Origin of the sequence: Pseudomonas moraviensis subsp. stanleyae (genome assembly GCF_036283065.1) — a bacterium.
Taxonomy (GTDB): domain Bacteria; phylum Pseudomonadota; class Gammaproteobacteria; order Pseudomonadales; family Pseudomonadaceae; genus Aquipseudomonas; species Aquipseudomonas stanleyae.
Map to the genome: position 1 here is coordinate 362,516 of NZ_JAADJI010000001.1, position 14,437 is coordinate 376,952.

General features: G+C 60.5%; 13 protein-coding genes. 2 read left to right on the forward strand and 11 right to left on the reverse strand.

What is annotated here, in order from left to right; translation table 11 throughout:
* Positions 1-64: 64 nt before the first annotated feature.
* The 7 genes from GXB78_RS01480 to hutC form a co-directional block, all read right to left on the reverse strand.
* Entirely contained in the window at positions 65-895 is an 831-nt protein-coding gene (locus GXB78_RS01480) for a quaternary amine ABC transporter ATP-binding protein (RefSeq protein ID WP_329513861.1), read from the reverse strand.
* The gene (locus GXB78_RS01485; RefSeq protein ID WP_016772087.1) at positions 892-1,743 is read right to left on the reverse strand and encodes an ABC transporter permease; all 852 of its coding nucleotides are present in this window, start codon (positions 1,741-1,743) and stop codon (positions 892-894) included. The genes GXB78_RS01480 and GXB78_RS01485 overlap by 4 nt, the downstream gene beginning before the upstream one ends.
* A gap of 70 nt (positions 1,744-1,813) precedes the next feature.
* Positions 1,814-2,782 (reverse strand): ABC transporter substrate-binding protein, encoded by a 969-nt coding sequence (locus tag GXB78_RS01490; RefSeq protein WP_329513862.1) that lies wholly within the window; start codon positions 2,780-2,782, stop codon positions 1,814-1,816.
* Between the two features lie 71 nt (positions 2,783-2,853).
* A complete protein-coding gene (locus GXB78_RS01495; RefSeq protein WP_329513863.1) occupies positions 2,854-4,326 on the reverse strand; it encodes a purine-cytosine permease family protein in 1,473 nt (490 codons plus the stop codon).
* A gap of 140 nt (positions 4,327-4,466) precedes the next feature.
* Positions 4,467-6,155, reverse strand: coding sequence for a urocanate hydratase (gene hutU / locus GXB78_RS01500; protein ID WP_329513864.1), 1,689 nt, complete (start codon positions 6,153-6,155; stop codon positions 4,467-4,469).
* 482 nt (positions 6,156-6,637) lie between these two features.
* Complete coding sequence (locus GXB78_RS01505; RefSeq protein WP_329513865.1) at positions 6,638-7,207, reverse strand: HutD/Ves family protein; 570 nt, start codon at positions 7,205-7,207, stop codon at positions 6,638-6,640.
* Complete coding sequence (hutC, locus tag GXB78_RS01510) at positions 7,204-7,914, reverse strand: histidine utilization repressor (RefSeq protein ID WP_162803449.1); 711 nt, start codon at positions 7,912-7,914, stop codon at positions 7,204-7,206. The genes GXB78_RS01505 and hutC overlap by 4 nt, the downstream gene beginning before the upstream one ends.
* A 145-nt stretch (positions 7,915-8,059) precedes the next feature.
* Here hutC and GXB78_RS01515 point away from each other — a divergent pair, with 145 nt between their 5' ends.
* Positions 8,060-9,424 carry a formimidoylglutamate deiminase gene (locus GXB78_RS01515; RefSeq protein WP_329513866.1) on the forward strand — a complete coding sequence of 455 codons (1,365 nt, stop codon included), beginning with the start codon at positions 8,060-8,062 and terminating at the stop codon, positions 9,422-9,424.
* A 109-nt stretch (positions 9,425-9,533) separates the two neighbouring features.
* On the opposite strand, the gene GXB78_RS01520 is transcribed toward GXB78_RS01515, so the two are convergent.
* On the reverse strand, positions 9,534-10,103 hold the full coding sequence (locus GXB78_RS01520) for a lipocalin family protein (RefSeq protein ID WP_329513867.1): 570 nt from the start codon (positions 10,101-10,103) through the stop codon (positions 9,534-9,536).
* Between the two features lie 29 nt (positions 10,104-10,132).
* Entirely contained in the window at positions 10,133-10,387 is a 255-nt protein-coding gene (locus tag GXB78_RS01525) for a hypothetical protein (protein WP_016772095.1), read from the reverse strand.
* A 281-nt stretch (positions 10,388-10,668) separates the two neighbouring features.
* Here GXB78_RS01525 and GXB78_RS01530 point away from each other — a divergent pair, with 281 nt between their 5' ends.
* Positions 10,669-12,561, forward strand: a complete 1,893-nt coding sequence (locus GXB78_RS01530; protein WP_329513868.1) for a methyl-accepting chemotaxis protein — start codon at positions 10,669-10,671, stop codon at positions 12,559-12,561.
* Between the two features lie 107 nt (positions 12,562-12,668).
* Here the strand turns inward: GXB78_RS01530 and GXB78_RS01535 are convergent, their stop codons facing one another.
* Both GXB78_RS01535 and GXB78_RS01540 read right to left on the reverse strand, forming a co-directional pair.
* Positions 12,669-13,271 (reverse strand): DUF924 family protein, encoded by a 603-nt coding sequence (locus GXB78_RS01535; RefSeq protein WP_329513869.1) that lies wholly within the window; start codon positions 13,269-13,271, stop codon positions 12,669-12,671.
* A gap of 3 nt (positions 13,272-13,274) precedes the next feature.
* Complete coding sequence (locus tag GXB78_RS01540; RefSeq protein WP_329513870.1) at positions 13,275-14,285, reverse strand: class 1 fructose-bisphosphatase; 1,011 nt, start codon at positions 14,283-14,285, stop codon at positions 13,275-13,277.
* Between the last annotated feature and the right edge of the window lie 152 nt (positions 14,286-14,437).

The following is a 14,437-nucleotide window of genomic DNA, read 5'->3' on the forward strand; positions in this document are numbered from 1 at the left end:
ACCGCTGCGCGCTCGAGCGGGAGCAAGCTCCCTCGCCACAAAAGCTGTCTCACCGCGAATCTCTCTAAACCACCGCCGCCCGCCGCTGCACGAACCGGTCGACATACTCATCGGCCGGCGAATGCAGGATTTCCCGTGGCGTACCGACCTGAATCAACCGGCCATCCTTGAGAATCGCGATGCGATTGCCGATGCGCACGGCTTCGTCGAGGTCGTGGGTGATGAAGACGATGGTCTTGTGCAGGGTCTTCTGCAGTTCGAGCAACTGGTCCTGCATCTCGGCGCGGATCAGCGGGTCCAGCGCACTGAACGCTTCGTCCATGAGGATGATGTCGGTGTCCGCCGCCAACGCCCGGGCGAGGCCGACGCGCTGACGCATGCCGCCGGAGAGCTGGTGCGGGTATTTGTTTTCGTAGCCTTTGAGGCCGACGGTGTTGATCCAGTGCAGCGCGCGTTCGGCGCAGACCTGCTTGCTCTCGCCACGCACTTTCAGACCGTAGGCGACGTTATCGAGCACGGTCTTGTGCGGCAGCAGGCCGAAGCTCTGGAACACCATGCTGATCTTGTGCCGGCGAAATTCGCGCAGCGCTTCCATGTCGTACTGCAGGATGTCCTCGCCATCGACCAGAATCGCCCCGCTGGTCGGATCGATCAGGCGATTGAAGTGGCGCACCAGGGTGGATTTGCCCGAGCCGGACAGGCCCATGATCACGAAGATCTCGCCGGTACCGATGCTCAGGGACAAGTCATTCACGCCGACCACGCAACCGGTTTCGCTCAGCACCTGATCCTTGCTCTTGCCCTGGCCGACCATGGCCAGCGCATCCTTGGCGCGGTTGCCGAAAATCTTGAAGACGTTGCGCACTTCGATCTTGCTCACGCTTGCGTTGCTCATTTGCTCACCTCGTGGCGTGGCCGACCGTACGCTTGAGTGATGCGGTCGATGACCACCGCGAGAATCACGATCGCCAGCCCGGCTTCGAGGCCACGACCGACGTTGAGGGTCTGAATGCCCACCAGCACGTCTTCACCGAGGCCACGGGCGCCGATCATCGAAGCGATGACCACCATCGACAGGGCCATCATCGTGGTCTGGTTGATGCCAGCCATGATGCTCGGCAGCGCCAGCGGCAGTTGCACGCCGAACAGTTGCTGCCAGCGGTTGGCGCCGAAGGCGTTGATCGCCTCCATGACTTCGCCGTCGACCTGGCGAATGCCCAGATCAGTCAGGCGAATCAGCGGTGGCGCGGCGTAGATCACCGTGGCGAAAATCGCCGGCACCTTGCCCAGGCCGAACAGCATCAGCACCGGAATCAGGTACACGAAACTCGGCATGGTCTGCATGATGTCGAGCAGCGGCATCAGCACCGAACGCAGGCGATTGCTGCGCGCCGAGAGAATCCCCAGCGGGATGCCGATCAGCACCGAAATGATCGTCGCGACCATCATCAGCGCCAGGGTCTGCATGAGTTTGTCCCAGAGGCCAACCGCGCCCACCAGAAATAACAAACCGACAATCACTGCGGTGGTTACCACTTTACGCGTGGCGTGCCAGGCGATTACGCCGACGATTGCCAGCATCAGCCACCACGGCGCCGCACGCAGCAGACCTTCGAGACTGACGATGGCCCACAGCAGCGTGTCGGAGATGTGACGGAACACGTCGCCGTAGTTGGTGACCAGCGAATCGACCCAACCGTTGACCCAGTCGGCGATGGAAAAAGTAAAGCTTTCGGGAAACATAAGGGACTCTCAATCAAGGGGTTGCGATCAAGCGTCCGGCTGCCGTGGCTGGCAGCCGGGGAAACCTGACCTACAAGGCCGCGTCGATTTTCCTGGCTGCGTCGTCGCTCACCCATGCGTGCCAGACTTCAGGATGTTCCTTGAGGAAGATTTTCGCCAGTTTTGCCGACTCGATGCGTTCCTTGGCCATGCGCCCGAGGTTCTGGTTGAGCAGCTCGATCGGCAGGTTGACCTTCTCCAGCACGGCGACCAGTTCCGGGGCTTCGTCGTGGAAAGTTTTCGACAGGCCGACCTTGATGGTCACGGTCTTGTCGACGCCCGGTTTCTCTTCGAGTTTGACCGCGTCGATCTGGCCCATCAGCGGCGTTGGCGACCAGTAGTAGAAGAGGATCGGCTCGCCCCGCTTGTAGCTCGACAGCACCGCCGCATCCAGCGCAGGGCCGGTGCCCGGGCGGAAGTTGGTGTAGCTGTTTTCCAGGCCGTAGCTCTTGAGCATCTCGCTGTTGTCGAGCTCGCAGGTCCAGCCGGCCGGGCAATTGTAGAAGCGGCCCTTGGACGGCTCTTCGGCATCCTTGAACACGGCGGAATACTTGCCCAGATCAGCGATGTTTTTCAGGTCCGGGGCTTTCGCCTCGAGCTTGCGCTTGGCATCGCCTTCGATCACGTAACGCGGCACGTACCAGCCTTCGACAGCGCCCACTACCGGCGCGCCGACACCGACGACCTTGCCGGCCTTCTCGGCCTTGTTCCAGACCTCGCTGCGGCCGACCCACTCTTCGGCGAACACTTGAATGTCGTTGCTGCTCAGGGCGTTTTCCATGGTGATGGAATTGCCCGGCAGGCTGTCGGTCTTGCAGCCGTAACCTTTCTCCAGCACCACTTGCAGCACGTCGGTCAGAAGCATGCCGCTTTCCCAGTTCAGCCCGGCGAATTTCACCGGTTTGCCCGATTCGCACCAGCCGGCGGCTTGCGTCGCACCGGCACTGGCCAACAGGCCCATGGACAGCAATGTGGTCAGCAGGGTCTTGTTCGATTTCATTGTCGTGACGCTCCTAATCATGAATGGGCTTACGGCAGTTCAAGAGGCATCCAGCCTGGTCCACGTCCAGATCAGGCCTGCGCCGCAGCGCGACCGGTCCCGCTGGTTTTTGCTTGTACGACGCTGTTCTGCTCGACCGGCAGAATCAGCTGATCGGGCACTGCGCTGTGCCATTTTTTCGCGCAGAAGTAATAGACGGCGGCCGGCAGCACCAGGCCAATGATCCAGGAAATGTCGACATCACCCAGAGCGGCCACCAGCGGCCCGGTATAGAACTTGGTCGAGATGAATGGCAGCTGCACCAGCACGCCGAATACATAGACGCTGATGCCGAGCAGGTTCCAACGGCCGTAGCGACCGTTCGGATCGGCCAGCGCCGGTACGTCGTAACGCTCGCGGGTGATGCAGTAATAGTCGACCAGATTGATCGCGCTCCACGGGGTGAAGAAGGCGAGCAGAAACAGGATGAACGACTTGAACGCACCGAGGAACGAGTGCTGCCCGAGCAGGGCAATCAGCGTCGCCGCGCCGACGATGAACAGCACGAACACCAGCCGCTGCATACGGGTAACCGTCAGGTGTCCTTTGAAGCCACTGATGATGGTCGCAATGCACATGAAGCTGCCGTAGGAGTTCAGCGTCGAAATAGTCACCTTGCCGAACGCAATGCTGAAATACAGCAGCGCGGCGGTAGCGCCGGTGCCGCCGAGGCCGACGATGTAGGCGACTTCATGACCAGCGAATTGACCGTTGGCCGAAGCGGCGGCGAACACGCCGAGGATCATCGCCACTTGCGCGCCGATCACCGAGCCTGCGCCAGCGGCGAAAAAGGTTTTCACCGATGAAGTAGCGCTCGGCAGGTAGCGCGAGTAGTCCGCCACGTACGGGCCGAAGGCGATCTGCCAGGACGCTGCCAGCGACACCGCGAGGAGAAAACTGCTCCAGCTGAAGTGACGGATTTGCAGGAGTGCGCCGACGTCGGTCTGGCTCATCAGCCGCCAGAACAGGAACACGAAAGCGATCACGCCAATGGCACTGGCGACGCGGCCAATCCAGTGAATCACCCGATAGCCAAGCACCGTAACCAGCACGATGACACTGGCGAAAATCAGAATGCCAACGCTGTCGCTGACGTTGAACAGCTGCCCCAGCGCCTGCCCGGACAGCACCGTCCCGGTGGCGGTGAAGCCGAGGTACATCAGGCACACCAGGACGATCGGAATCGCCGCGCCGTAAACGCCGAACTGCACGCGACTGGAGATCATCTGCGGCAGGCCCAGTTTCGGGCCTTGCGCGGCATGCAGCGCCATCACGCCACCGCCGAGCAACTGACCGATCAACAAACCGATCAACGACCAGAACACATCACCGCCGAGCACCACGGCCAAGGCCCCGGTGACGATCGCAGTAATCTGCAGGTTGGCGCCCATCCACAGGGTGAACTGACTGAACAGACGACCGTGTCTTTCCGCTTCCGGGATGTAGTCGATCGAACGCCTTTCGATCAACGGAGTACTGCCTGCACGTTCGTTGTTAACCGCCATGATTCAACCTCTGTGGATTGTTATTTGGGTTGGTTCGCACACTTGTAGGAGCTGTCGAGTGAAACGAGGCTGCGATCTCTTGATCTTAAAAATCAACATAAAAAGATCGCAGCCTTCGGCAGCTCCTACAGTGCTTTGCGTTATTTACCGGTGACCATCGGCAGATTCAGCCCCTGCTCTTTCGCGCAGTCGATCGCGATCTGGTAACCGGCATCGGCATGGCGCATGACGCCGGTGGCCGGGTCGTTGTGCAGCACGCGGGCGATGCGCTCGGCGGCTTCGTCGGTACCGTCGCAGACGATCACCATCCCCGAATGCTGCGAGAAGCCCATGCCGACACCGCCGCCATGGTGCAAGGAGACCCAGGTCGCGCCGCTCGCGGTGTTCAGCAGTGCGTTGAGCAGTGGCCAGTCGGACACGGCGTCGGAACCGTCCTGCATCGATTCGGTTTCGCGGTTGGGACTGGCGACCGAGCCGGAATCGAGGTGGTCGCGACCGATCACCACCGGTGCCGACAGCTCACCGCTACGGACCATTTCGTTGAACGCCAGACCGAGCCTGGCGCGTTGGCCCAGACCGACCCAGCAGATACGTGCCGGCAGACCCTGGAAGCTGATGCGCTCGCGGGCCATGTCCAGCCAGTTGTGCAGATGCGCGTCATCCGGGATCAGCTCTTTGACCTTGGCGTCGGTTTTATAGATGTCCTGCGGATCACCCGACAGCGCCGCCCAACGGAACGGGCCGATGCCACGGCAGAACAGCGGACGGATGTAGGCCGGTACGAAGCCCGGGAAATCGAAAGCGTTTTCGACGCCTTCTTCCTGCGCCATCTGACGGATATTGTTGCCGTAGTCGAAGGTCGGGATGCCCTGCTTCTGGAATTCCAGCATGGCTTTGACATGCACTGCCATCGACTGCTTGGCGGCTTTGATCACGGCTGCCGGTTCGGTCTTGGCGCGGGCGCGGTATTCGTCCCAGCTCCAGCCGGCCGGCAAGTAGCCGTTGAGCGGGTCGTGGGCGCTGGTCTGGTCGGTGACCATGTCCGGGCGCACGCCACGCTTGACCAGTTCCGGGAGAATTTCGGCAGCATTGCCGAGCAGGGCGATGGAGATTGCCTTGCCTTCCCTGGTGTACTTGTCGATGCGCGCCAGAGCGTCGTCGAGGTCCTTGGCTTGCTCATCGACGTAACGGCTTTTCAGGCGGAAATCGATGCTGACCTGCTGGCATTCGATGTTCAGCGAGCAGGCACCGGCCAGGGTGGCGGCCAGCGGTTGTGCGCCACCCATGCCACCGAGGCCTGCGGTCAACACCCAGCGCCCCTTGAGGTCAGCGTTGTAATGCTGGCGACCGGCTTCAACGAAGGTTTCGTAGGTGCCCTGAACGATGCCCTGGCTGCCGATGTAGATCCAGCTGCCGGCGGTCATCTGGCCGTACATGGCCAGGCCTTTGGCGTCGAGTTCGTTGAAGTGTTCCCAGCTCGCCCAGTGCGGCACCAGGTTGGAGTTGGCGATCAGCACGCGCGGCGCATTGCTATGAGTCTTGAATACGCCGACCGGCTTACCCGATTGCACCAGCAGGGTTTCGTCGTCATTCAGGTTGGTCAGGCTCTCGACGATCTTGTCGTAGCACTCCCAGTTGCGCGCGGCGCGACCGATGCCACCGTAGACCACCAGTTCTTTCGGGTTCTCGGCGACTTCCGGATCGAGGTTGTTCATCAACATGCGCAGCGGCGCTTCGGTCAGCCAGCTCTTGGCGGTCAGTGTGTTACCGCGGGCGGCGCGAATCTGCACGTCACGAAACTTGTTGCTGTTCTGGGTATTGTCAGTCACGAAAAAGACTCCTCAGCGATCAATTCAAACCAACCCTGGCAGTGGGCAGCAGCCTGCGCGCTTTTCTGCGCGACAAGCGAATCAGTGGACGCTGCGGAGAGTCTCGGACGACTCATACGCATACGTCTTTACTTGTACATACAAGCATATGCAATCAAACGGCCAACTTGTTGGAGCGGTGTTCAAGAAAAACCATGGGCGAGGCTGGAGAGCGCCAGAAACAAGGGTTCTGGCGTGGATGAAATATTTCGAGGGTATCAATGGAAGCGGTTGGGGATTGTTGCGAAAGCGAGGTTTTGCGCCACACTGGGGCGTTCGGTAACAAGTTGGTGCGAGGATGGAAACAGGAAGTGTGAATGCAATTGTGGCGAGGGAGCTTGCTCCCGCTGGGCTGCGAAGCGGCCCCAAATCGGTATTTACCGGAATTGGGAGTCCTTCGGCCTCCAGCGGGAGCAAGCTCCCTCGCCACAGGGGGATTGTGTTCAGTTCTGGAGGAGTTCGATGACGCAGCAAGCGGCATTGGTGGCGACTTCAACCAGTCCGGCGTTACCGTCCAGTTGCAGACAATCATGGCGACCGAGTTGATATGCGGTTTCACCGACTTGCACTTGCAGCAACTCACTGACACTGAACACCAGCACCGTCGATGCCGAGCTGAAAAACCGCTGTTCACCGTCCAGCCACTGCAATCGCGCGCTGTAACGTTGTGGCGCGTAGATGAGATTGAAGTCGCGAATCGCACCGCCGAGCAACGTGCAGGACACCTGACTCTCGCCGCTGAAGGCAAACGGGTCGAGGGGTAACAGTGGGCGGGTATCGTCACCGTCAACGCACAGGGTCATGCCATCACCCTGCAACACCGTAATCACTCGCTGGTAACCGGCGAATGTCGAAAAACCGCCCGACTCGGCGATGTCGGCAATCGACAGACGCCAGCCGAAACCGTCCAGGCCAGCGCCCGCATCACGAGTAATTTCCTCGGTGCTGCCGCCGCCGTTTTTCCACGGCATGCGCGGGTAACCTTCGGCGCGTAAAACCTTGATTGCATTCATTTATGGAAACGCCCTTCCAAGCGATGACGGGAACCCGGATGGATCAAACGCGCAGCGGTCACCGGCTGACGCCCCGACCAGGTCCGCCGACGGATCAGCAAGCATGGCTCGCCCTTTTCGATCTGCAGCAACTTGCATTCGGACGGCTCGGCGAGTATCGCTTCGACCACGTGCTCGCCTTCGGTCAGCGGCGCGACCTGGTTGAGATAGGCATAAGGTGTTTGCAGGGTGAAATCCTGCTTGAGGTATTCCGGGGCGACCAGGGCGTTGACGAAACGGTCTTCGATTTGCACCGGAATGTCGTTTTCGTAATGCACGATCAAGGAATGGAAGACTTTCTGCCCTTCGCGCATGTCCAGCGCCAGCGCGCGCTCGGAGCCGGCGGCCTCTTCCTCGAGGGTGATGACCTGGCAGGTGTGGCGATGGCCGCGCGAGGCGATTTCGTCGGCGATGTTGTGCACTTCGAACAGCGCGGACTGGCTCTTCGGTTCGGCGACAAAGGTGCCGACGCCTTGCATGCGCACCAGCAGACCATCGGCGGTCATCTCGCGCAGGGCGCGGTTGATGGTCATGCGGCTGAAGCCGAGCTGGCTGACCAGTTCGCTTTCGGACGGCACGCGGTAGTGCGGCGGCCAGTTACCGCTGTCGATCTGCTGGGTGATCATCTGTTTGACGCGGGCGTACAAGGGCGCCGGACTGTCGCCCATGTTCGCGGCCAACGGAGAGACTGGAGGCGGAGTCGGCACGGTTGATCCCTGTTCATTGGATGAAAGTGACTAGCTTGCCGGAGTTTACCGGGCAGGCAAACGTCTGTATATGTATATACAAATAACACACGAGGGGTGCCGAACGATGTCCGCCTTCTTTGCCGAACGCGCACTGCAGCCTAACGGATGGGCCAACAATGTACGTCTCGAGGTCAGCGCCGATGGCATGTTGACCCGAATCCAGGCCGATTCCAGCGCAGACGGCGCCGAACGGCTGAACGGGCCGTTGCTGCCGGGGATGCCCAATCTGCACTCCCATGCTTTCCAGCGCGCAATGGCTGGATTGGCCGAGGTGGCTGGCAATCCTAACGACAGTTTCTGGACGTGGCGCGATCTGATGTATCGCCTCGTCGGAAAAATCAGCCCGGATCAGCTCGGCATCATCGCCCGTCAGCTGTACATCGAAATGCTCAAGGCCGGTTACACCTCGGTCGCTGAATTCCACTACGTACACCACGACAGCAACGGCCAGCCGTATGCCGATCCGGCCGAACTGGCCTCGCGCATCAGCCAGGCCGCCAGCGAAAGCGGTATCGGTCTGACCCTGCTGCCGGTGCTTTACAGCCATTCCGGTTTCGGTGGCCAAATACCGAACGATGGCCAGCGCCGGTTTATCAACAGCACCGAGAACTATCTGAATCTGCAAGCGCGTCTGCAGCCGTTACTGGCACAGCAAAAGGGGCAATCGCTGGGCCTGTGTTTCCACTCGCTGCGCGCGGTGACGCCGCAGCAGATCAGCGAAGTGTTGGCTGCCAGTGACAAGCAGATCCCGGTGCACATCCACATCGCCGAACAGCAGAAAGAAGTCGACGACTGCCTGAGCTGGAGCGGTCGGCGGCCGCTGCAATGGCTGTATGAACATACCGAAGTCGATCAGCGCTGGTGCCTGGTCCACGCCACCCACGCCAATCCGGAAGAAGTCACGTTGATGGCCAACAGTCGCGCGATCGCCGGGCTGTGTCTGACCACTGAAGCGAATCTGGGTGACGGGATTTTCCCGGCAGTGGATTTTCTCGCCCAGGGCGGGCGCATGGGCATCGGCTCCGACAGCCATGTGTCGCTGAGCGTGGTGGAAGAATTGCGCTGGCTGGAATATGGCCAGCGCCTGCGTGATCAGCGGCGCAATCGCTTGTATGGCGCGGATCAGCCGATGGTCGGACGTACGTTGTACGACGCAGCGCTGGATGGCGGCGCGCAGGCGTTGGGGCAGCCGATTGGTGCACTGGAAGTAGGCAAGCGCGCGGACTGGATTGTCCTGGATGGCAACGATCCGTATCTGGCGACGGCCAGCGGTGACGGGATTCTGAATCGCTGGTTGTTTGCCGGCGGCGATCGCCAGGTGCGCGATGTGCTGGTCAATGGTCAGTGGGTGGTGCGCGATGGCCGGCATGCTGGCGAAGAGCAAAGCGCCCGAGCGTTCACCCAGGTACTGCGTGATCTCTTGGGCTGACGCAAAACAAACTGTGGGAGCGAACCTGCTCGCGAAAGCGGTGTATCAGTCAACATTCATATCGACTGACACGCCCTCTTCGCGAGCAGGCTCGCTCCCACATTTGGGGTTAATTGGAGGTCTTGGCCATCTGCCGATCCGACGCGCGCCAGATCAGGCGTGTGGTGTCGTAACCCTGCTGCCGCGCCTTGCTCAGCAGCTCTTCGCGTACTACGCCGTTAACGGTCGGCGTGCGTGACAGCAGCCACAGGTACTTGCGACTCGGATCGCCGACGATGGCGGTCTTGTAATCGTCGCTGACGTACAACACCCAGTACTCGCCCTTCGCCACACCCGGCACCAGGCGCGAGAACCAGTTATCGAATTCGACCCAGAGCTTGTCGGTCTTGCCCGGCACCTGTGGATAAGCCGTGCCTTTGGCTTCTTCCCACTGCCACTGCGGGGTCAGGCAACGGTTGAGCACGCCGACGTTACCGTCCGGCTTGAGGGTGTAATGGGCTTCGGATTGCGCGCAGTGGCGCTGGAAGTACATCGGCAAGCGCGCCAGTTCATACCAGGTGCCCTGATAACGCTTGAGATTGACGCTGTTGACGGTTTTGGGCGCCAACGGGTCGACGCCGGAAGTGGCGCAGCCAGCCAGTACCAGGCCAGCAAAAAGGATCAGCAATAACCGCTTCATTTTTTTCTCCGTGGGCGCGAAGCCCCGGTTTACTTCAGGCCTTGGCCGGAAAACATCAGCACTTTGTCACCGGCGTATTGCACGCTGATAAAGCTGTTCTTGTCGCCCCAGGTGCAGCTGGACATACCGAGCGCGCCCGAGCAATCCGTGGGCTTGCCGAGGAGGGTTTCCACTTCGGACTTGGCCATGCCGGCCGAGAGCTTGGAGTAGTTTTCCTGATTGACCTTGCTGCATGCGGCCAACAGCACGCAAAACGATAGCAGGGCGATAGATCGCAGCGACATGGTGAAACTCCTGGAACGAGGGGGGATGGCATGGTGCCAACCAGAAGCTTAGAAGAGAAAAGTGTCATCTGGTTCCGTGGCCGAACGCCTATTTATCAGCCCGCCCGTCCGGCTTTTTTCGGTAAATCAAAAACTTTGTGAAGCTGTCGAGCATTTCGTCGACTTTCCACGCAAGCGCCTAATCTTTGGCGCGCCGCTGTCGAAATAAGAGCAGCGCAACGCTGCCGAATATGGCAAATTGCCGCCCTTTCCTGACCAGCCCCTTCGCGGTAGTTCATTCGATGACCAGAAACATGAAATTCAGCCACAAAATCTTGCTGGCTGCTGCCCTTGTGGTGGCCGTTGCGTTCGCCTGTTTCATCTTCTTCAACGACTATCGCCAGCGTCAGGCATTGAGCAGCAGCACCGAAGCGACCATGCAGGAGCTCGGCAGCCTGACCACCAGCAACATTCAGACCTGGCTGGAAAGCCGCATCCAACTGCTGCAATCGCTGTCGCAGCAAGTCGCCGTCGACGGCAACGCACCCGCCAGCCTCAAACGCATCATCGACCTGCCCGCCTACACCGGCAATTTCCAGCTCAGCTACTTCGGTGGCGCTGACGGCGTGATGTTTTCCGTGCCCGCCGGCAACCGCGCGCCGGACTATGACCCGCGTGCCCGCGGCTGGTACAAAGCGGCCAACAGCGCGCAACAGACTATCGTCACCGAACCGTACATCGCCGCTTCGTCGGGCAAACTGGTGATCACTGTGGCCACCCCGGTGCAGCGTCAAGGCCAGATGCTTGGCGTCGCCGGTGCCGATATCGACCTGACCAGTGTCAGCGCGATCATCAACTCGCTGAATTTCGGCGGCCACGGGCACGCGTTCATCGTCAGCGCTGAAGGCAAGATCCTGATTCACCCGGACAGCAAACTGGTGCTCAAGTCCCTCGCCGAGGCTTATCCGAACGGTGCGCCCAAAGTCAGCCCGGGCCTGAAGGAAGTCGAGTTCGACGGCAAGACCCAGTTGATTTCCTTCACCCGCGTCAACGGCGTGCCGTCGGCGGACTGGTACGTGGCGCTGGTGCTCGACAAGGACACCGCGTTCTCGATGCTCAGCGAATTCCGCACCTCGGCGCTGATCGCCATGGTCATCGCCGTGCTGATCATCATCGGCCTGCTGGGCATGCTCATCCGCGTGCTGATGCAGCCGCTGCTGACCATGGGCCGCGCGATGCATGACATCGCTGAAGGCGAAGGCGACCTGACCAAACGTCTGGTGATCCACGGCAACGATGAATTCGGCGCACTGGGCACTTCGTTCAACCGCTTCGTCGAGCGCATTCATACGTCGATCCGCGAAGTGTCTTCGGCCACCGGCCAGGTCAACGAAGTCGCCCTGCGTGTAGTTGCCGCCTCGAACTCGTCGATGTACAACTCCGACCAGCAGGCCAGCCGCACCAACAGCGTCGCCGCCGCGATCAATCAGCTCGGCGCCGCCGCCCAGGAAATCGCCCAGAACGCCGCCCTCGCCTCGCAGCATTCCAGCGATGCGCGCAGCCTCGCGGTCGATGGCCAGCAGGTGGTGGATAAAACCATTCAGGCCATGCAGCAACTGTCGGCGAAGATCAGCGACTCCTGTGGCAACATCGAAACGCTGAACAGCAACACGGTGAACATCGGCCAGATTCTGGAAGTGATCACCAGCATTTCCCAGCAGACCAACCTGCTCGCACTCAACGCCGCCATCGAAGCCGCGCGCGCCGGTGAAGCCGGACGCGGTTTCGCCGTGGTCGCCGACGAAGTGCGCAATCTGGCGCATCGCACCCAGGATTCGGCGCAGCAAGTGCAGAAGATGATCGAAGAACTGCAGGTCGGCGCACGCCAGGCAGTGACCATCATGACCGAGAGCCAGCGCGAGAGCGAAAGCAGCGTCGGCATCGCCAACCAGGCCGGCGAGCGCCTGGGCAGCGTGACCCAGCGCATCGGCGAGATCGACGGCATGAACCAGTCGGTGGCGACCGCCACTGAAGAGCAGACCGCCGTGGTCGAATCGATCAATGTCGATATCAACGAGATCAACACGCTGAATCAGGAAGGCGTGGAGAACTTGCAGGCGACGTTGCGCGCGTGTTCGGATCTTGAGCAGCAGGCGGCGCGGTTGAAGCAGTTGGTCGGCAGCTTCAGGATTTAAGCTGCGGCCTCAGACCTCTTCGCGAGCAGGCTCGCTCCCACAGTGGAATGCAATTGAATTGTGGGAGCGAGCCTGCTCGCGAAAGCGGCATAAGCCGCACTGAAGATTCAGAATCTTGAACCGGGCCTGGACAGAAACTCCAACTCCTCAGCCGTAGACTCCCGCCCCAACACCGCATTGCGGTGCGGAAATCTTCCAAACTGCGCAATCACCTTCTGATGCCGCTCGGCATAATCCAGGTTGTCGGCAAACACCGCCCGCTCCGCCTCCGGCTGTTCAGACACCAATTCGATAAATCTGGAAACCGCCTCGTTCTGCACCGCGAGGTTTTCGCAGTGTTCGAACACCAGATAAATGAACACGCGCTGAATCGGCTTCAACTGCCGATCAAAATCTGCCGCAACGCCCTGCGCGACAAGCTTCTGCGCCCGTAAATCGCCGGAAAATGCTTTGGGAGTGTCGCGATAGATCATGCGCGGCAGTTGATCGAGCAACAGCACCAGCGCCAGCCAACCTTCGGGACGTTGCGTCCACTCGGTCAGTTCACCGGCCAGGGCCTGATCGACAAAGACCCCGAAACGCTCGCGCGCTTCGAGGTCCTGGCTTTTTCGCTTACCGAACCACAACTTGCCCTTGTCAGCCGATATCTCGTCCGGTGATTCGGCGTGTCCGAACCACCAGTCGAGCAACGGCTGCCAGGGCACGTGCATGGTTTATTCCTTGTGGTAGGCCGTGGCGCGGGCGACTTCTTCTTTCGAGCCAAGGAATACCGCAACGCGCTGGTGCAGGCCGTCAGGCTGGATGTCGAGAATGCGCTGGTGACCATCGGTGGACGCGCCGCCGGCCTGTTCGACGAGGAACGACATCGGGTTGGCTTCGTACATCAGGCGCAGCTTGCCCGGTTTGGACGGCTCGCGGCTGTCGCGCGGGTACATGAACAGGCCACCACGGGTCAGGATGCGGTGTACGTCGGCAACCATCGCCGCGACCCAACGCATGTTGTAGTTTTTCTTCAACGGGCCTTCTTCACCGGCCAGCAGCTCGCCGACATAGCGCTGCACCGGGGCTTCCCAGTGACGCTGGTTGGACATGTTGATGGCGAATTCCTGGGTGGTTTCAGGAATGGTGATGTCTTCGTGAGTCAGGACGAAGCTGCCCATTTCACGGTCAAGGGTGAAGCCTTTGACGCCGTCGCCCAAGGTCAGCACCAGCATGGTCTGCGGGCCGTAGATTGCATAACCGGCGGCCACTTGCTGGGTGCCTGGCTGCAGGAAGGCTTTTTCGTTCAGCGGTTCGTTCTGGCTGAGGTATTCGTTCGGGCAACGCAGTACCGAGAAGATCGTGCCGACCGGGGCGTTGATGTCGATGTTCGACGAGCCGTCCAGTGGGTCGAACACCAGCAGATACGCGCCTTTCGGGTACTTGCCGGGGATCTGGTAGGCGTTGTCCATTTCTTCGGACGCCATGCCGGCCAGGTGACCGCCCCATTCGTTGGCTTCGAGCAGGATCTCGTTCGACAGCACGTCGAGCTTCTTCTGCACTTCGCCTTGCACGTTCTCGGTGCCCATGCTGCCCAGAACACCACCCAGGGCGCCTTTGGACACGGCGTGGCTGATCTCCTTGCAGGCACGCGCCACCACTTCGATCAAAAAGCGCAGATCGGCAGGAGTGTTGTTGCTGCGGGTCTGCTCAATCAAATAGCGACTCAAGGTAACGCGGGACATGGACGGCTCCGGTGGAATGGGGGGGCGGAAAACCCGCGCAGTTTACAGGGAGTCTGAAAACCTAGCGAGCGAAGACGCCGGCTAACGTGCGCCTGGGTGTATTTGCCTGTATGAGACGTGATTGTCGGTGGAGAGTTCAGGTGTCGGATTGA